Source organism: Streptomyces sp. NPDC048825, from assembly GCF_043198355.1.
Lineage (GTDB): Bacteria > Actinomycetota > Actinomycetes > Streptomycetales > Streptomycetaceae > Streptomyces > Streptomyces xiangluensis.
This window is the reverse complement of record NZ_JBICUR010000006.1, coordinates 150,560-168,709: the sequence shown is the minus strand read 5'-3', so window position 1 is coordinate 168,709 and position 18,150 is coordinate 150,560. Positions and strand designations below refer to the sequence as shown.

General features: G+C 69.3%; 11 protein-coding genes and 3 pseudogenes. 8 read left to right on the top strand and 6 right to left on the bottom strand.

Going from position 1 to position 18,150, the window contains the following annotated elements; genetic code table 11:
- Positions 1–13: 13 nt before the first annotated feature.
- On the bottom strand, positions 14–1,444 hold the full coding sequence (locus ACGFNK_RS17075) for an endo-1,4-beta-xylanase (protein WP_393416569.1): 1,431 nt from the start codon (positions 1,442–1,444) through the stop codon (positions 14–16).
- Between the two features lie 917 nt (positions 1,445–2,361).
- Between ACGFNK_RS17075 and ACGFNK_RS17070 the strand changes: the two genes are divergently transcribed.
- A complete protein-coding gene (locus ACGFNK_RS17070; RefSeq protein ID WP_393416567.1) occupies positions 2,362–3,828 on the top strand; it encodes a non-reducing end alpha-L-arabinofuranosidase family hydrolase in 1,467 nt (488 codons plus the stop codon).
- Positions 3,829–4,026: 198 nt separating this feature from the next.
- Here the strand turns inward: ACGFNK_RS17070 and ACGFNK_RS17065 are convergent, their stop codons facing one another.
- Positions 4,027–4,371, bottom strand: coding sequence for a hypothetical protein (locus tag ACGFNK_RS17065; RefSeq protein ID WP_393416565.1), 345 nt, complete (start codon positions 4,369–4,371; stop codon positions 4,027–4,029).
- Between the two features lie 416 nt (positions 4,372–4,787).
- Here ACGFNK_RS17065 and ACGFNK_RS17060 point away from each other — a divergent pair, with 416 nt between their 5' ends.
- Entirely contained in the window at positions 4,788–6,008 is a 1,221-nt protein-coding gene (locus ACGFNK_RS17060) for a metallophosphoesterase (protein ID WP_393416563.1), read from the top strand.
- A 573-nt stretch (positions 6,009–6,581) separates the two neighbouring features.
- Positions 6,582–6,779: a hypothetical protein gene (locus tag ACGFNK_RS17055; RefSeq protein ID WP_393416561.1), complete on the top strand. Its 198-nt coding sequence runs from the start codon at positions 6,582–6,584 to the stop codon at positions 6,777–6,779.
- A gap of 156 nt (positions 6,780–6,935) precedes the next feature.
- On the opposite strand, the gene ACGFNK_RS17050 is transcribed toward ACGFNK_RS17055, so the two are convergent.
- Positions 6,936–7,658, bottom strand: a complete 723-nt coding sequence (locus ACGFNK_RS17050) for a FadR/GntR family transcriptional regulator (RefSeq protein WP_393416559.1) — start codon at positions 7,656–7,658, stop codon at positions 6,936–6,938.
- Positions 7,649–7,943, bottom strand: a pseudogene (locus tag ACGFNK_RS17045) (aldo/keto reductase); the annotation flags it as partial. The pseudogene ACGFNK_RS17045 and the gene ACGFNK_RS17050, both read right to left, overlap by 10 nt.
- A 113-nt stretch (positions 7,944–8,056) precedes the next feature.
- Between ACGFNK_RS17045 and ACGFNK_RS17040 the strand changes: the two are divergent.
- On the top strand, positions 8,057–10,486 hold the full coding sequence (locus ACGFNK_RS17040; protein ID WP_393416557.1) for a SpoIIE family protein phosphatase: 2,430 nt from the start codon (positions 8,057–8,059) through the stop codon (positions 10,484–10,486).
- 365 nt (positions 10,487–10,851) lie between these two features.
- Here ACGFNK_RS17040 and trpC read toward each other — a convergent pair whose 3' ends face one another.
- Both trpC and aspA read right to left on the bottom strand, forming a co-directional pair.
- On the bottom strand, positions 10,852–11,637 hold the full coding sequence (gene trpC, locus ACGFNK_RS17035) for an indole-3-glycerol phosphate synthase TrpC (RefSeq protein ID WP_393416555.1): 786 nt from the start codon (positions 11,635–11,637) through the stop codon (positions 10,852–10,854).
- 395 nt (positions 11,638–12,032) lie between these two features.
- Positions 12,033–12,306 (bottom strand): annotated as a pseudogene (gene aspA / locus ACGFNK_RS17030) (aspartate ammonia-lyase); the annotation flags it as partial.
- A 319-nt stretch (positions 12,307–12,625) separates the two neighbouring features.
- Between aspA and ACGFNK_RS17025 the strand changes: the two are divergent.
- From ACGFNK_RS17025 to ACGFNK_RS17010, 4 genes and pseudogenes are all read left to right on the top strand, one after another.
- Positions 12,626–13,579: an expansin EXLX1 family cellulose-binding protein gene (locus tag ACGFNK_RS17025; protein ID WP_393416553.1), complete on the top strand. Its 954-nt coding sequence runs from the start codon at positions 12,626–12,628 to the stop codon at positions 13,577–13,579.
- A 1,078-nt stretch (positions 13,580–14,657) separates the two neighbouring features.
- Entirely contained in the window at positions 14,658–16,178 is a 1,521-nt protein-coding gene (locus ACGFNK_RS17020) for an alginate lyase family protein (RefSeq protein ID WP_393416551.1), read from the top strand.
- A gap of 324 nt (positions 16,179–16,502) precedes the next feature.
- Positions 16,503–16,685, top strand: a pseudogene (locus ACGFNK_RS17015) (transposase domain-containing protein); the annotation flags it as partial.
- A 178-nt stretch (positions 16,686–16,863) separates the two neighbouring features.
- Complete coding sequence (locus ACGFNK_RS17010; protein ID WP_393416549.1) at positions 16,864–17,988, top strand: cellulose binding domain-containing protein; 1,125 nt, start codon at positions 16,864–16,866, stop codon at positions 17,986–17,988.
- The last annotated feature ends 162 nt before the right edge of the window (positions 17,989–18,150 follow it).

The following is an 18,150-nucleotide window of genomic DNA, read 5'->3' as shown; positions in this document are numbered from 1 at the left end:
GTGGCATGTCCCATCAGGTGCGGGTCCAGCGTTGGTTGCTGCCGTTCGAGCAGGAGTAGAGCTGGATCAGGGTGCCGTTGGCGGTGCCGCTTGCGACGGCGTCGAGGCAGAGGCCGGACTGGACGCCGACGATGGATCCGTCGGAGTTGAGGCGCCATTTCTGGTTGTCGCCGCCCCAGCAGCTGTAGATCTGGACTTTGGTGCCGTTGCCGGTGCCTGCGGCGTCCAGGCACTTGTTGCCGTAGACCCTGAGCTCGCCGGCGGCGGTGTACGTCCACTGCTGGTTGGTGCCGTTGTGGCAGTCCCACAGGTTGAGCTGGGTGCCGTCGGTGGTACTGGTGCCGGGCACGTCCAGGCAGCGGCCCGAACCGACGCCCTTGATCGGCCCGGAATCCGAAGGGGGCGTAGAGGAGCCGCCGTTGAGTGCGTTGAGGACGGCGGTGTAGGCGGGCTTCTTGCTGCCGTCGCGGTTGAACAGCAGCGGCGTGTGCTCCGGCCGCCAGGAGTCGCTGTCACGCACACCCCAGACGGTGATGCCGAGGCAGCGCGGGACGGCCAGGCAGTCGTTGGTCACGTTCGCGTAGGTCGAGGCCGGGGCGCCCTGGATGTCGAGTTCGGTGATGGCCACGTCGACGCCGAGGGCGGCGAAGTTCTGCAGGGTGGTGCGGAAGTTGCTGTTGTAGGGGCTGCCGCTGTTGAAGTGCGACTGGAAACCGACGCAGTCGATCGGCACGCCGCGCTGCTTGAAGTCTCGGACCATGCGGTACATGGCCTGGGTTTTGGCCCAGGTCCAGTCCTCGACGTTGTAGTCGTTGTAGCAGAGCTTGGCGGCCGGGTCGGCGGCGCGCGCGGTGCGGAAGGCGACCTCGATCCAGTCGTTGCCGGTGCGTTGCAGGTTGGAGTCGCGCCGGGCTCCCGAACCGCCGTCCTCGAAGGCCTCGTTCACGACGTCCCACTGGGTGATCTTGCCCTTGTAGTGGGCCATCACGCCGTTGATGTGGCCGATCATCGCCTGGCGCAGCGCGCTGCCGCTGAGCCTCTGCATCCAGCCGGGCTGCTGGGAGTGCCAGGCCAGGGTGTGGCCGCGCACCTGCTTGCCGTTCTGCACCGCCCAGTTGTAGACGCGGTCACCGGCGGTGAAGTTGAACTGGCCCGGCTGCGGTTCGGTGGCGTCGATCTTCATCTCGTTCTCGGCCGTCACCGAGTTGAACTCACGGCTCGCGATCGACGTGTACGCCGAGTCGCCCAGCCTGCCCGAGGCGATGGCGGTGCCGAAGTAGCGGCCGCTCTGCGCCGCCGCGGCGCCGAGCGTGTTCTCGGCGGCGTGTGCGGTCGGCGGCGCGACCAGTGCGGCGGCCACGCCGAGGACGCCGACGACCAGCGCTAATAGCAGGCCGCGGATCTTCCGGCGGATAACGGGTCTGGGAAGGGCATACGAGCCCATGACTGTGCCTCCAAGGTAGAAATCACGGAAGGACTGAAGCGCAGGGGAATGCGTCGTCCGCTCCCCCTCGGCAGACGGACGGGGCGGGCCGGAACCCGGGCAGCACGGAATCACCGGACACCGCGGTCATGGGACCGGGACGATCTCAACCGGCACGGACGGCACCCGGTCGGCCGTCGGGTGAGGTATGGCGGGCGGCGGGCGGTGTTTTCGACACAGGCATGGGGGTACTCCATCGCGGCTCAGCCGGGGGACCACCACGCGTCGCCTACCTCTCCAACTGCGCGAAGAGCCAGGATGCGCTGGTGCGAACCTCACCGGAACGAAACGGGGTGGCGCAGGTGCTTCGGTGCGCGGATCTGTCGTGCAGCTGCGTGTGGATCTGCCGTGCAGCACAGATTGCCCAGGGCCGACGTGGGTCGATATCTCGAACTATGGCCGGGCTCTCAGACAGGGAAGATTGAGGTATTGACGATGAATCGTCAATACTCCCCGCACAAGAAATTTCGGTCCCTCTCCCGAAACATTCGGGACCCGGCGAGCCGGACGGCGAACCCCCGGCGCCACCGTCGACGGAGCCGTAGAGCCGGGGCCGGGGCCGGGGCCGGGACGAGTGTGCGGACGCTGCTTGCTCGACTTCTCTCCCTCCGTGCGGACGCCTTGGACTGGCGAGCTGCATCGCAAACTCCGGAGTGTTCCCGGTCGGCGCGACAGCTTGTCAAGCCCAAAGGGGAGGCGCTGTTTGTGGACAGATCGGCGACAGGCCTTGACCAGAGGGCCCCACATTCCTAGCTTGTGGCGTCAAAGCATTCGGGAATTCTTCGAAATGTTTCGAGATTGTCCCTGGCCCCCCGGCACGTCCGCTCCGCGGTTCATCGGGGTCACCTCACCCCCGCCCCCCAAAAGGAGGCCCTCTGATGTGGTTTCGCCACCCGTCCCCGGTCCGTCTAAGACGCTTACTCGCCGTCCTTGCGCCCTTGCTGCTCGTGGCTACCTTCCTCGGTGCCCAGCCCGCCGGCGCGGCGACCGTAGACCCCAACGCCTCGTATGTGCTGGTCAACCGCAACAGCGGCAAAGCCCTGGACGTCTACAACATGGCGACCAACGACGGCGCCCGCATCACCCAGTGGACCAGGAACGATCAGAACCAGCAGCAGTGGCAGTTCGTCGATTCCGGGGGCGGCTACTACCGCATCAAGTCCCGCCACTCGGGCAAGGTGCTGGACGTCCACAACTTCTCCACCGCGAACGGCGGCTCGATCGTCCAGTGGGCCGACCTGAACGGCACCAACCAGCAATGGCGGCTGGCCGACAGCTCGGACGGCTACGTGAGGCTCATCGCGCGCCACAGCAACAAGGCCCTCGAGGTACAAGGCGCCTCCACCACCGACAACGCGAACGTCGTCCAGTACGACGACTGGGGCGGCACCAACCAGCAGTGGCGGCTCGTCAAGGTCGGCGGCGACAATCCCGGCCAGTGCGATCTTCCGTCGACATACCGCTGGACATCAACGGGCGCGCTGGCGCAGCCCAAGCCGGGGTGGGTCTCGCTCAAGGACTTCACCGTCGCCCCCTACAACGGCAGGCAGCTCGTCTATGCGACGACGCACGACACGGGGACGAGTTGGGGTTCGATGAACTTCGGCCTGTTCACCAATTGGTCGGAGATGGCTTCGGCCAGCCAGAACGCGATGTCGAATTCCACCGTCTCGCCCACGCTCTTCTACTTCGCGCCGAAGAACATCTGGGTGCTCGCCTATCAGTGGGGTGGGACCGCCTTCTCCTACCGGACGTCGAGTGACCCCACCAACCCGAATGGCTGGTCATCCCAGCAGGTGCTCTCCACCGCCAGCATCAGCGACTCCGGGACAGGTCCCATCGACCAGACGCTCATCGGTGACGGCACGAACATGTACCTGTTCTTCGCCGGTGACAACGGCAAGATCTACCGGGCCAGTATGCCGATCGGGAACTTCCCGGGCAGCTTCGGCTCGACCGCGACAGTGGTCATGAGCGATACGAGGAACAACCTGTTCGAAGCCCCGCAGGTCTACAAGCTCCAGGGCCAGAACCGCTACCTCATGATCGTCGAGGCGATCGGTTCGCAGGGCCGCTACTTCCGCTCGTTCACGGCCACCAGTCTGAACGGCTCATGGACACCCCAGGCCGCGACCGAGAGCAACCCCTTCGCCGGCAAGGCCAACAGCGGCGCCACCTGGACCAACGACATCAGCCATGGCGAACTGATCCGCACCAGCGCCGATCAGACCTTCACCGTCGATCCCTGCAACCTGCAGTTCCTCTACCAGGGACGCGACCCCAACTCCGGCGGCGACTACGGCCAATGGCCCTACCGTCCGGGTCTGCTGACACTGCGGCGCTGACGGCGTGACACGACTCCGGCTCCGGTATGGAGGCGGCGTGGGGGGGGGGGGGGGGGGCCCCCCCCCCCCCCCGGGCGCCCCCCCCCCCCCCCCCCCCCCGGGGGGGGGGGGGGGGGGGGGCCCGGGGGGGGGGGGGGTTGGGGGGGGGGGGGGGGGGGGGGGGCGGCCGCCCCCCCCCGCCCGGGTCACGCGACACCGTCAGCGCTCATACGGTGACGGAGCACAGTGTCGGGCAACGCTCACCAGCCCGAGGGCCATCCCGTAACGCGGTGCCGCCGCCGGTGGCGCTTGCCAACGGTCCAGTCGCACCGGGTCGCCTGGTGCGCTGCGGCGGACGAGCCCGGCTTCGGTGATGTGGGTGAACATCGCCTCGGCCGCACCGCTCGGGTCGTGGGCGGCGATGCGCTCGTACACGCGGCGATGGCCGCGGTTGGAGGCGACGCACAAGGCGCTCGGGCCGGCCCATGTACCGCGCGGTGTTGACGACCTGGCTCTCCAACGCGCGGACCAGCCACGGGCGATGCGGTGTCCCGGCGCCTGCATGATGACGTCGTGGAAGGCGACCCAGCTCGCCCGGCGCGTCCGGTGAAGGGAATCCGCGCCTGACGAGTGTCGGGTTTGTCCTACGCCGATCGCAAAGTTGGTTGATCTTTGAGTGCCCAGGTGGTGGGCATGGACAAGTCCAGGGAGGACAGTGGCCTCCCCGGTCCGCACCGATGCGAGTTCTCACCCAACACGTCGTCGCGGACCAGCCAGGAGGCTCCACTGGCGGCGATACCAAGCCGGGGCAGTAGCGCCCTGATCGCGGCTCATGCCAAGAGACGTGTCTGCGGCGGAGTCTTGCCATCCCGCAGAGAACCCTTCGCCTCAAGGGGCCGCACCCATGAACGCCGGTCCGGCCGGCCCGAGGACGGTTGGATACAGTGCGCGAGACGGCAGCTTGGTCAGGGAGGGGAAGCGTGACCGACACCAGCGATACCCGACCCGCCGACAGCGAAGCGCAAGCTCCACGGCAGAGCCGACTGCACCGCCTGATGCGCTACATCCCCCTAATCGCCCCCGTCCTGCTGTGGGCCGTGCCCTGCTGGGTGCTCCTGCACACCGGCCAGCACTGGCCGCTGCCCGTCACTCTGATCGGCACCGCCCTGTTCGCCCTCGGCCTCGTCGGTATGCCGCTCGCGATGGTGCGCGGCCACGGCCGGCGCCAGCAGGACCGGGCGGCGATCGTCGGTGACACCCTGCTGGGCACCAGCTGGGTTCTGTTCACCTGGTCCATTCTGCTCGGCGTCCCATTGCGGCTCGCCCTGACCGTGGCCGGCATCGACGAGAGTCAGGACCGGGCCCGAATCGTCACTTGGGCCGTCCTCGGCATAACCGCCGTACTACTCGCCTGGGGATACGCCGAAGCCCGCCGCGTGCCGCGCGTGCGCCGACTCGACGTGCAACTCCCACGGCTGGGTGCCGGGTTGGACGGCATCCGCGTCGTCCTCATCACCGACACCCACTACGGCCCGCTCGATCGCACTCGCTGGTCGGCGCGGGTATGCGAGACGGTGAACACTCTGGAAGCCGACCTGGTCTGCCACACCGGCGACATCGCCGACGGCACGGCCGAACGCCGCCGCGCCCAGGCCCTCCCACTCGGTAGCGTGCGGGCCACCCGGGCCCGTGTATACGTCACCGGCAACCACGAGTACTACAGCGAGGCCCAGGGCTGGGTCGACCTAATGGGCGAGCTGGGCTGGGAGCCGCTGCGCAACCGCCATCTGCTGCTCGAACGCGGAGGCGACACCCTCGTGGTCGCCGGCGTGGATGACGTCACCGCCGAGTCCTCCGGCCTGGCAGGCCACCGCGCCCACCTCGCCGGAGCCTTGAACGGCGCCGCCCCCGACCTACCCGTCCTGCTCTTGGCACACCAGCCCAAGTTCGTCGACCGGGCGGCAGCCGACGGCATCGACCTCCAACTCTCCGGCCACACCCACGGCGGCCAGATCTGGCCCTTCCACCACCTGGTCCGCATCGACCAGCCCGCCCTCGCCGGCCTCAGCCACCACGGCACCCGCACCCTCCTCTACACCAGCCGCGGCACCGGCTTCTGGGGCCCGCCGTTCCGCGTCTTCGCCCCTAGCGAGATCACCCTGCTCGTGCTCCGCTCCCCGCACCTGCCCACCTCGCCGTAGCACTGGGCGGGCCAACACATCCGCTTGGAGCAGTCCACGAACCGAGGGATGCGGCGTCGACAGATGACCAGGCCCGTCTCGCTGAGGACAAGATCCGGACCATTCCCGGGCCTGAAGTCGGTTGCCTGGAGGCATCGTTGCGCTCCAGGCAACCCGACACGGCAATTACCCGATGTAATCTACTGAGTTCTTCTCGTTACTGTCTGGCGTCCAAGGGAGTTCCTTCCGGACCAGTCGCGGACTACATGGCGCCGGCGGACATCACCCCACGAGCCGCCCGCCCATGAGCGCAGCGACCCGCCTCATCTCTCACGACTGCCTATGACGGCGGTTATGCCTGTGTGGGTCTGACCAGGTGGAAGACCTCCCGGGCAGCGTAGCGAGATCCCGGCGTGCCGGAGATCGTACGGCCGCTCAGCCAGACCGGAGGCGCGCTCCGTCCGAGTCAGGTCGTGTTCTCGTGCCCGCGCCCACGTCTTGCCGTACGCCGCAGCGTCCACGTAGTTGCCAGCGTCGTTCCGGAACACCCGGCCGTCGGGGGCCACGCCGAAGCGTTCAAGATGAGCACGCAGCATGCGCACGAACTGCGGCGGGGTCGGGCGCCGCAGCTACGTCCCGCTCGAGACGACCGATCTCGACTCCGGGGAGTGGATCCCGTCGACGAGCTACCGACTGCCCCCTGAGGCCAAGCACGGCTCGGTGCTCCCCCTTTCCCAAGCGGAGTACGACCGGCTGCTGAGTGCTTACGGCGGTCAAGAGAGCGATTCCTGATCATGCACGATCAGTCGCGACGCCCTCCGCTGCAGGCGGGAGGCGAGGTCGGCCCAGCCGACGGCGCCTGCCACCAGGTCGGTTGGGCGTCCCTCGGCCATCCTCACGGTGCTGGGTATGAGCCTCCACCGTGGCGGCAGCGCCCCTCTCCCCCGGTCACTTCCGCGCTGTCGTCCCGAAGGGGAGGGGTTCGCCGGAGCGCAGGTGTTCCCTCAGCCACTGCTCGGTGTTGCTCACGTGGAGCAGTGCGGCGGCCTGGCTGAGGGCGGCGTCACGGGTGGACAGGGCTTGGAAGATCGCCTCGTGTTCGGCGAGGGTGCGGCCCGCGGCCTTGTCGTCGACCAGACCGCGCCAGATGCGGGCACGCAGGGTGCGGCCGGAGATGCCCTCCAGGAGGGTGAGGAGGGTCTCGTTGCCCGTGGCCGAGATGACGGCGCGGTGGAAGGCCGCGTCGTGGGCGTTGAGCTGTTCGACGTTGTCGCGGGCCTCGCGCATGGCGTCCAGGTGCCGCTTCACTTCGGCCAGTTGGGCGTCGGAGATCCGAGTGGCGGCAAGGGCCGTGGCGATCGGTTCGAGGAGCCGCCGTACCTCCATGAGGTCCTGCAGGGCGACCGAGTCGCCCTGCAGCAGCTCTACCGCACCGCCGAGCCCCTCCAGCAGCAGACTCGGCTGCAGGCTGGTCACATACGTGCCGTCGCCCCGCCGGACCTCCAGGACCCGCGCGACGGCCAGCGCCTTGACCGCTTCCCGGGCGAGATTGCGGGACAGGCCCAGCTGGGCGGCCAGGTCCAGCTCCGGTGGGAGCTTGGAGCCCGGCGGCAGGGCACCGGTCCGGATCAGTTCGCGGATCTGCTCGATGGCCTTGTCCGTCAGAGACAACGCGCCTCCCTCCCCCCACTGTGCCCCGGGAGCACGTCCGACCCGATCAGCCCCTGAGCGCGGAGATCGGCCCAGAGGCCGTCCGGGACTTGCTGATCATGGAGTTCCACGTTTCGTCCGACCTGTTCCGCAGTCCGCAGTCCGCATGCCGAGGCTGACGTTGATGATACTGGGATGCGTGTGCGGGAAGGCGATCGCGGAGGCGGGCAGGGTGGTTCCGTGCGCCGCGCAGACCTCGGCGATCGCCCGGGCACGGGCGACCGGAGCCGGCGGGGCGTCCAGGTAGTAGAACGCACCTCCGGGGCGCCGTGGAGCAGAAGCCGACCTAGGCTGGAAGCTGCGGCTGGAAGCCAGCCCTGACGGGCAAAGCTGTCCGGACGGAGGCGTAGCGCGTGGACATGGCCGGCAAGCAGGATGCCCGCACTGCCGCGCTTGTGGTGGGCCCGGACGGCGTGGTGAGCGGCTGGAGCGAGAGCGGGCGGCTGCTGCTCGGCTGGACGGCGGAGGACGCCGTCGGGCGCCCCGTGACCGACCTGCTGGCCGCTCCACCACCACCCGGCTTCCCCGGGAGCTACGGCAGCGGCCGCGACCACACGGGGCTCATCCCCCTGCGCCACCGGGACGGTTCCACCGTGGACGCTTTGGTGTCGGCTCACCCGCTGTTCGGCGCCGACGGCCGGGCGCTGGGCCATACGGTGACCGTCCACCGCTGGGAACGCCGCCCGGTGATCGCCGACCTGGCCTTCGAACAGTGCCCCTTCGCTCTGGGCGTCTACGACCCTGAACTGCGGTTTCTGTGGGTCAACGCCTCCGCTTGCCGGGTGATGGCGCACTCCGAGGAGCAAGTGCTCGGTGAGAAGTACCGCGAGCTGTTCCCCGAACTGGACGACAAGGCGTACACCAACCAGCTCTCCGAGGTGGCCAGGACGGGGGAGCCCGCGCGTCTCATCACCGTCTTCCGCCCGCTCGGCAGCGACTACGCCAATGCCTGGGCCACCAGCATGTGGCCCGTCCGGGATGCCGAGGGCAGGGTCCGCGCGGTCGCCAACTGGGGATTCGACATGAGCGCCGAGTACTGGGCACGGCAGCGCCTGCTCATCCTCAACGAGGCCAGTGGCGGCATCGGCCGGACGCTCGACGTGCTCGGCACCGCCCAGGAACTGGCCGCGACCCCGGTGCCGGGATTCGCCGACCTCGTCACCGTCGATCTCTTCGACGAGGTGCTGCGCGGAGAGGAACCGCCCCTTTCCCCCGCGTCCGCCTCCGGCGAAGCCATCGCGCTCAGCCGCGCCGCCCAGCACAGCGCGCAGTGTGACACCGACCGGGCTCCCGGGCACCCGATGCCGGTCAGCCACGCCCCCGGTTCCGTCGCCACCCGCTGCATGGCCACCGGCAGGTCCACGGTTCAGCTCGCAGCCGAACCCGGCCACGGCGGCGAATGGGCCTTCGGGCCCGGGCTCGCCGCCGACCCGGCCCACTGGCCGCCGGGCAACCCGTTGATCGACGAGTCCATCGCCGCGGACGGGCTGACCGGCCGGATCACCGTGCCGCTCCGGGCCCGCGGCGCGCTACTCGGCGTCGTCGTGTTCTCCCGCAGCGACCGGCCCGAGGCCTTCACCGCCGACGATCTGATCCTCGCCGAAGAGCTGACCGCCAAGGCAGCCGTCGCCATCGACAACGCCCGCCGGTACTCGCGCGAACGCACGACCGCGCTGACCCTGCAACGCAGTCTGCTGCTGCAGCAATTGCCAAGCCAGGAGGCGCTCGAGGTGGCATCCCGCTACCTGCCCGCCGGGACCGGCGCGGAAGTGGGTGGTGACTGGTTCGACGTCATTCCGCTCTCCGGTGCCCGGGTCGCCCTGGTCGTCGGCGATGTAGTCGGTCACGGCCTGCACGCCTCGGCCAGCATGGGCCGGTTGCGCACGGCGGTGCGCACGCTCGCCGACGTGGACCTGCCGCCGGACGAGTTGCTGACCCATCTGGACGACCTGGTCATCCACCTCGCCAGCGACGTCCAGCCCGTCGGCCACTTCCAGCCGACCGGCGAGTTCGGGGCCACCTGCCTGTACACCGTCTACGACCCTGTCTCCCGCCGCTTCACACTGGCGAGCGCGGGTCATCCGTTGCCGCTGATCATCTCCCCGGACGGCACCAGGACCCCGGCACCCGCACAGCCGGGACCACCGCTCGGCATCGGTGGGCTGCCTTTCGAGGCTACGGAACTCGAGCTGCCCGAGGGCAGCCTGCTCGCCCTCTACACCGACGGGCTGGTGGCGAGCCGCGAGCGTGACGTCGACCAGCGGATCGCCGAACTGCTGCGCGTCCTGAACCATTCGGCCACCTCGCTGGAAGGCCTCTGCGACACAGTGATGGACGCCATGCTTCCCGAACGCCGCACCGACGACGCCGCCCTGCTGCTCGCTCGCACTCACGCGCTGGATCCCCAGCATGTCGCTGACTGGGACGTCGTACCCGACCCCGCGCAGGTGCCGCGCGCCAGGAAGTTCACCCTCGAACAGCTGGAGGCCTGGGATCTGGAGGAGGCGTCATTCGTCACCGAACTGGTTGTCAGCGAGCTTGTCACCAACGCCATCAGATACGGCGAGCCCCCGATCAGGCTAAGGCTGATTCGCGACACCTCCCTGATCTGCGAGGTCTCCGACGCCAGCAACACCGCACCGCACCTACGCCGGGCGCGCGCCTTCGACGAGGGCGGCCGGGGCCTGCTGCTCGTCGCCCAGCTCACCCAGGGGTGGGGTACTCGGCACACCACCGACGGCAAGACGATCTGGTGCGCGCAGGCCCTCACCGAGCCCGAGCCGCGATGAGATCCGAGCCCGGCGGGCGGTCGCCGGGCTCCCGGCAGGGCGGCGACGGCCTGCGCCGCGTCAGTGGGCCCGCCGCCGCGTAGGGGTCGGTACCACGTCCGGCTGTGGGTCGATTTCCGCAGGCGTCGCCGGGATCCGAGACACTAGGTGCGGACACCCGGGAGCTGCCCGTGTCTCCACCAGACAGCCCGGCCAGCCAGTGCACGAGAGCATGAATGGCCCTTCGCCCACGCCCAGTTGCTCACAAACAGCGGCCACTTGCGCGGGGTCGTGCTCCCGCTGCGGTGGAAGCCGGGGCCTCAGCCGGTTCGGCGGTGAGAGGCTCGGCCACTTTCCAGGCGTGCCACCGGCCGAGCCATACGCCATCACGCCCCGGCAGCCCCGATGAACTCGCGCACGGCGCTGCGCGGGTCCCCCGAGCGGACCAGTGCCTCGCCGACCAGTACCACGTCGGCTCCCCAACCGCGGTACTCCGCGACGTCCTTCGGGCCCGTCACTCCTGATTCCGCGACCCTGACCGTGCCTTCGGGGATGCCCGTCACGAGGTCGGCGAACACGGTGCGATCCACGTCGAGCGTGGTCAGGTCCCGCGCGTTGATTCCGAGGAGCTCAGCTCCTGCGGCGGCAGCGCGCCGCACTTCGTCGGCCGTGTGCGCCTCCACGAGCGGCGTGAGACCCAACTCTTTGCACAGCCCCATCAAGTCCGTAAGCCGGCCGTCGTCCAGCGACACGGCCATGAGAAGCGCAAGATCGGCGCCGTGTGCGCGAGCTTCCCACAGCTGATAGGGGTCGACGGTGAAATCCTTGCGCAGGACGGGCACGTCGACCCGGGCACGTACGGCGTCCAGATCGGCGAGGGAGCCGCCGAAACGCCTGCTCTCGGTGAGCACGCTGATCGCGGCGGCACCGCCGGCCGCGTACTGGGCCGCGAGGGACGCAGGGTCGGGGATGTCTGCCAGCGCGCCCTTGCTGGGGCTCTTTCGCTTCACCTCGGCGATGATGGACACGCCAGGCGCGCGGAAAGCGGGCAGAGGGTCAAGCGCGGGTGCCGTGTCTGCTGCCCGGGAGCGCAGCTCCGCCAACGGCGTCGCACGCTTGCGTTGTTCCAAGTCTTCGCGAACTCCCGCGAGGATCCCATCGAGAACGGTCATTGCCCTCTCCCTGCCGAATCGTCTGACGCTCCGGACGTCCCGCGGCTTGTGTGAAGCCGTCCATCACCCACGTCCAAGCCGTCCTCAGAACGCAAGTTGGTCGCATCGATCATGGCGAGACTATCGGCCTGCCTCGGGGCGCGGGAATTGGACTTCTCGCGGATACCCGGTGAAGTGCGGTGATCCCGGACCTGGCGACCTCTGCGCCTGCCGGCGGCCATCAGTGAGGAAGCATGAGCCCGAACCGGGAATCATGGCGTCTGCCCCCTCAGGTTGCATGAAGTCGGCGCTCCCCATCGGCACACCAACCGCGTGCACCTCGGGCGGCCGGTCGGCCTTGTCTTCACCTCCGCGTCGGTCCCCCCGTCGCACCGCGCCCGTCGGACCAGGACCTGGCCGCTGCCCGCGACGGCTTCCGGGCGCAGCGGCTTCCGGGGCGCAGCGGGTCGGCGAGCCACTCGGCCAGGCAACAGGCGCTTCTCCAGGGCGAGTTCGGCCCCACCGCAGCCGGTCATGATGGCTTCCTCGGCAATGTCGATGGCCGCCCTTTACCCGATGTGCGGGTTGAGGGCGGTGACCAGGCCGATGGGGTTCTCCACGCTCGCGCGCAGTGCCTCGGTGTTGGCGGTGATCCCGTCGACGCACCCGCTCGGCCAGCGTCACGCACGCGCGCGACGTTGAGGGGCGCGTTCGTCGCCCAGTACAGGACGTAGTCGTTCGTGGCCGGGTTCCAGATCGCCTCCGGCGCCCTCGCGTTGCGCCCGTCGGGAATCGCGCCGGCGCCATCCCCCGCCGGCAGGCCGGACTCCGACCATCCCGAAGGGGGACCCGCGCCACCAGACGGTTCACCGGGAACGACCCTGCAAGCCGTCCGGATACGCCTACCGCGGAACTCCGGTACGCCCCAATGAGAAATCGAAGGCAACCTTTTCGCTCTCTGCGGTCACTGAGCAGTGAACCATCGGCTCGATCTTCCGAACGGACAGGTATGAAGACAGCGAGGCAGGCCGCGCGTCAGCGCAGGCAAAGACGCAGGCTTGTGCTGGGCACCACCTTGGCGGTGACCGTCACGGGGGTTCTCGCCTACCTGGTCATGGGGTCGTTCCCCGACCGCAAGGCGGAGGCAGGGCATGCCGCGGCCACACCCGCCGCCAGCACCCAGGTGAGAGCCACCACCACGACTGAGACGGGCACCCCGAGCGCGTCGGCGAAGCCGACCGCGATCGGCACCCCAACGCCGAAGGCTGCTGCGACGACCCCTCCAGCACGCCCTTCGGCCACAGCCACCCCGCGGCCCCCGCGCAGGGCGTCCACCACGTCACCGTCGGCAGGGCGGATTCGGCCCAACACCAGCTACACGGGGGTCGCCACCGCCTATGAGGCCGCCGACGGAGACGGCGCCTGCCTGTTCGGCCCGAGTCCCGACCTCATGATCGCGGCCATGAACGCCACGGACTACGAGATGTCCAGGGCGTGCGGCGCGTACGTGCTCGTCCGCGCGGCCAACGGCAAGTCGATCACGGTACGGATCACCAACGTATGCCCCCTGCCCTGCGCACCCGGGCAACTCGACCTCAGCCAACAGGCCTTCGCCAAACTCGCCGATCTCAAGCTCGGCCGGATATCCGTCACCTGGCAGCTGCTGAGTCCCAGCACGTCCGACACGATCTCCATCAGGTACAAGACCGGGTCCAGCCCTTATTGGTGCGGCATCCAGGCGATCGGCCACCGCAACCCGGTCGCGCGCCTCGAGGTCCGGACCAGCGGCGGCTGGCGGCAGTTGCCCCGCACCGAATACAACTACTTCATCTCCGCCAACGGCAGCGGGTGCGGCAGCTCGATCAGAGTCACGGACATCTACGGAGAACAACTGACGATGACCGGGATCGCGCTGCGGCCGAACGTCGTGCAACCGACCGGGGTTCAGTTCGCCCGGCATTGATCGCGCCGTCCTGGGCGACCAGCGCACCGAACTCCACGTGGCCCTCACGGCACTCGGCAAGGGCGCTCAGTCCTCGTGGCGTAAGTCGGTCGTCGCGCGCCCCGACGGTAGCTAATCCGACGGGCGATGCGTTGGCACAGGCCTGCAGACGAGTGAGGGCCGAGCCGTTGCGCTGGCTGTTCGACCTGTTGCGTGGCCCGGCCGCCGGCATCGGCACCGCCGGCGGCCGGCGGACGCCGGCACCGTGATAACGCCGCGGCCGTCGGCATCGTCCTGGGCAGCTAGGCCTCCCCGGGACTGAGCCGGCTGCGGTCGGCCAGGTGGACGGTCGCGACCGGAGGTACTGGCACCGGAGCCACTTACGTGGGCTGTCTGTGGTTCGACGGGCGGACCCCGCTTCTTGTCATTGCCGCGTTGCTGTGGGTGCAGGGTTTCGGCATGGGGCTGGTCGGTACGCCGGTCACGGCCGTGATGATGGGCCACGTACCGCAGCAGCTGGCGGGTGCCGGATCGGCCGTCAACAGTGTCACGCGGCAGGTGGGCGGGACCCTCGGCGTGGCGATGGCCGGCTCGGTTCTCTCCGGCGTGTACCGGGAGCGGATGGCCGGTGCCGCGCTGCCCGACGGTCCGCAGGGGCTGCTCCCCCGGGGCCCAGGAGCAGGCCCGGACCTCGGTGGAGGCGGCACGTTCGCCGGCCGATTCACTGCGTCTGCCGGAGCTGGCGGAGTTGGCCGACCGGGCCTTCCTCGTCGCGATGTACGCCGCCACGGTGCGGACCGCCGTACTGGCCTTCGCCGGCGTGCACTCACCCCAGAAAGCAAATCAGCGTGCTACCAGTAACTATTTTCAGGCCCCGATTAGCCGCTGGGCAGCCGGAGGGCGCGGCAGCCCAGGAGACACGGCGGCCTGGGGGACGCGGCGGCCGGGGGGGCTTCCTACGGAGACGATCGGCAAGGGCGGCAACCTGCTGCCCGGACCGGCTCGTCGGCGGTGCCGCTCACTTTTTTGTTATCGCTTGCTCCGTGTCCCGTCTCCCGTACGTAGGCACCGTCCCCACGAGAGCCTGAGGAACGACGCAGTGACACTTCGGATCAGCCGACGCAGCATGATCAAGGCCGCGGGAGCGGCGACCGGCGCGGTCGGTATCGGTATCGGCACGGGCGTGGCCGCCTCCCCCGCGACGGCGGCGAGCACGCCCTTCGCGCACCCCGGGATGCTCCACACCCGGGCCGATCTCAAGCGCATGGCCGCCAAGGTGAAGGCGGGCGCCGCCCCCTACAAGGCGGGTTTCGCCAAGCTCACCGCCAACCGCCACTCGCAGAGCACATGGCGGCCCAACCCGCAGGCGATCGTGGCCCGGGGAGGGGGCGAGGTCCAGAACTACCCGATCCTCTACCGCGACATCCACGCCGCCTACCAGAACGCGCTGCGCTGGAAGATCACCGGCGACACCGCACACGCCGACACCGCGCGGGACATCTGCAACGCCTGGTCGGGGACGCTGAAGGGCATCGCCGGAGGCTCCGACGTCGTGCTCCTGACGGGCATCTACGGGTACCAGTTCGCCAACGTCGGCGAGCTCATGCGCGGCTACCCCGGCTTCGACCTGGCCCGTTTCCAGGACATGATGGTCAAATACTTCTATCCGATGAACCACCGCTTCCTGAACCGCGAGACCAATTGCATCGGCCACTACTGGGCGAACTGGGACCTGTGCTCCATGGCCTCGCTCATGGCCATCGGGATCCTCTGCGACGACCGGGCCAAGTTCAACGAGACGGTGGACTACTTCCACAACGGCGCAGGCAACGGCTCGCTGGCCAAGGCGATCCCCTACGTCTACGACGACGTGGGCCTGGCCCAGTGGCAGGAGAGCGGGCGCGACCAGGCCCACAGCATGATGGGCATCGGCCTGATGGGCACCATCTGCGAGATGGCCTGGAACCAGGGCGTCGACCTCTACGCCGCGGACGACTCCAAGTTCCGCAAGGCGTGCGAGTACGTCGCCCGGTACAACCTCGGCCACGACGTGCCGTACACCACCTACACCTGGAGAAACGGCCCGCACTGCGTGCCAACGGAGCAGACCGTCATCTCCGAAGGCGCCCGTGGCCAGGGGCGCCCGGTCTGGGAGAGGGTCTACCACCACTACGCCATCAGGCGCGGCATGGCCATGCCGAACACCCGCGACATGGTGGCCCGCAACAGGCGCGAGGGAGGCGGCGGCGACTACGGCCCGAACAGCGGCGGATACGACGAACTCGGCTTCGGCGCACTGGCGTTCACTCTGGACAAGGCCACCGCGCCCGAGTCGGCTGCCGCGCCGTCCGGGTCGGCGCCGACGCCTGCCGCCAAGTCCGGTTCATCCGGGTCGTCCAGCTCGTCCGGGTCAGCCGGCTCGTCCGGGGACTCCGCCGCCGAGCCGCCCACCGGCCCCAGCGCCCAGGCCGGTAAGAGCGACGGCGATCTGGCGGCCACCGGTTCCTCCGACCTCCCGCTGTGGACGGCCGCGAGCGGCGTCACCGCCCTCGTCGGCGGCCTCCTCCTGTTCCGCCGCCGCGGCCGGGCCGCCGCGACGCCGAGCGACACCGCCGAGTGAGACCGCGGAGTGGCACCGGGAGTAACCGGGAGTGACACCACCGGGCCCGCCGGTCGCGTACGCGTACCGGCGACGGTGTCCCTGACCCGCTAACCAGTGCCGCGTCAGCCAAGGTTCGTCCCGTCGCGACGCCCGCCACGCCCTCTCGCCGCACCGGCCGAAAGCCCGAGTACGTCCAGTACGAGGACTTCCGGCCGGCACACCGAGAGCACCCACCGGACACCGCTCCTTGACCGGCAAACCTTGACTGACGAGGGCGTGGGGCTGATGTGGCGAGCCACCTGTAGCAGGGACGGAGCTCCTGCTGGAACCGTGCCAACCAAGATCACTGTTCAGCAGGAGCTCCGGTGGACGCCAAGTCTTGTCGTTTCTCATGAGGTAGCGGTTGCTGCGGGGCCGTTCGCGCCCGGCCATCTGGGCGAGTTGACGCGGGTTGTCCCGTTCGAGATGGTCGATGACGTGCTGGCCGAGACAGGCAGGACCCAGCAGCGGATACGGGAGCTTCCCCGCGTGTGGTGGTGCGGTGGAAGCCACGCAGTGCGTTGAACACGACGCCACCACAGAGTTGTCAGGGGCATGCATGCGTCCTACAGTCCGCCAGAAGCAGGGCATGGGAGCGCTCCCAGCATAGGGAGAGGAAGCGCCCCTCCCCCCATCTCCGGCCGTACCTCAGAAAGAGGCCCGCATGCGACCGTTACCGCAGCTTCCCCGCACCGTGCGCGGCACGTTGAGTACGCTCGTCACCGCGCTCGCCGCCGTCGCGGCGCTCTTCGCCGCCACGCCCCCGGCCCAGGCCGACACCACGGTGTGCGAACAGTTCGGCTCGGCTGTCATCCAGGGGCGATACGTCGTCCAGAACAACCGCTGGGGCACCAACGAGCCCCAGTGCGTCACCGCCACCGACACCGGCTTCCGGCTCGCCCGGGCCGACGGTTCCGTGCCCACGAACGGCGCGCCGAAGTCGTACCCGTCCCTCTTCAACGGCTGCCACTACACCAACTGCTCGCCCGGGACCAACCTCCCCGCGCGGCTCGCCGACATCTCCAGCGCGCCGAGCAGCATCTCGTACGGCTACGTCGGCGACGCCGTGTACAACGCCTCGTACGACATCTGGCTTGACCCGACGCCCCGCACCGACGGCGTGAACCGGACCGAGATCATGATCTGGTTCAACAAGGTGGGCCCGATCCAGCCCATCGGCTCCCAGGTCGGCACGGCCACCGTCGGCGGACGCACCTGGCAGGTGTGGTCGGGCAGCAACGGCTCCAACGACGTGCTGTCCTTCGTCGCCCCGTCGGCGATCGGCAGCTGGAGCTTCGACGTGATGGACTTCGTCCGGCAGGCCGTAGCCCGCGGACTGGCACAGAGCAGCTGGTACCTGACCAGCGTTCAGGCCGGCTTCGAACCCTGGCAGAACGGCACCGGGCTGACCGTGAACTCGTTCTCGTCGACCGTCAACACGGGTGGTGGACCGGGCGGCCCTGGCGGCGCCACGATCTGCGAGGTGTCGTACGCCACGAACGTGTGGCAGGGAGGCTTCGCCGCGAACGTCACCGTCGCCAACACCGGTTCGGCACCTGTCGACGGCTGGCGCCTCGCCTTCACCCTGCCCTCCGGGCAGCGCATCACCAGCGCCTGGAACGCCGCCGTCTCCCCGTCCTCGGAATCCGTCACGGCGAGCGGCCTGACGCACAACGCGAGCATCACCCCCGGCGGCAGGCAGACGTTCGGGTTCCAGGGCACCTACAGCGGCGCCTTCGCCGCGCCGGGTGGGTTCAGCCTGAACGGGACCACCTGCACCAGGACGTGACGTGACCGGCGCCGGACGCTTGCGTGCCGTCCGGCGCCACAACAGCCATCCGCGGCGAGGACCCTCGCCGCGGATGGCACCAAGAAGACAGACCCTCTGCTCAAGTCCACACACCTTGGCCGAACAGCCGGCGGCGCCCCTGGCTCCGATGTCTCCGGCCGA

Excerpts from the sequence above, each read along its gene's own strand:
- ACGFNK_RS17040 (WP_393416557.1), top strand. The coding sequence starts at position 8,057 with ATGGCCGGCAAGCAGGATGCCCGCACTGCCGCGCTTGTGGTGGGCCCG.
- ACGFNK_RS17070 (WP_393416567.1), top strand. The coding sequence starts at position 2,362 with ATGTGGTTTCGCCACCCGTCCCCGGTCCGTCTAAGACGCTTACTCGCC.
- ACGFNK_RS17025 (WP_393416553.1), top strand. The coding sequence starts at position 12,626 with ATGAAGACAGCGAGGCAGGCCGCGCGTCAGCGCAGGCAAAGACGCAGG.
- ACGFNK_RS17075 (WP_393416569.1), bottom strand. The coding sequence starts at position 1,444 with ATGGGCTCGTATGCCCTTCCCAGACCCGTTATCCGCCGGAAGATCCGC.
- trpC (WP_393416555.1), bottom strand. The coding sequence starts at position 11,637 with ATGACCGTTCTCGATGGGATCCTCGCGGGAGTTCGCGAAGACTTGGAA.
- ACGFNK_RS17055 (WP_393416561.1), top strand. The coding sequence starts at position 6,582 with ATGCGCACGAACTGCGGCGGGGTCGGGCGCCGCAGCTACGTCCCGCTC.
- ACGFNK_RS17010 (WP_393416549.1), top strand. The coding sequence starts at position 16,864 with ATGCGACCGTTACCGCAGCTTCCCCGCACCGTGCGCGGCACGTTGAGT.
- ACGFNK_RS17065 (WP_393416565.1), bottom strand. The coding sequence starts at position 4,371 with ATGCAGGCGCCGGGACACCGCATCGCCCGTGGCTGGTCCGCGCGTTGG.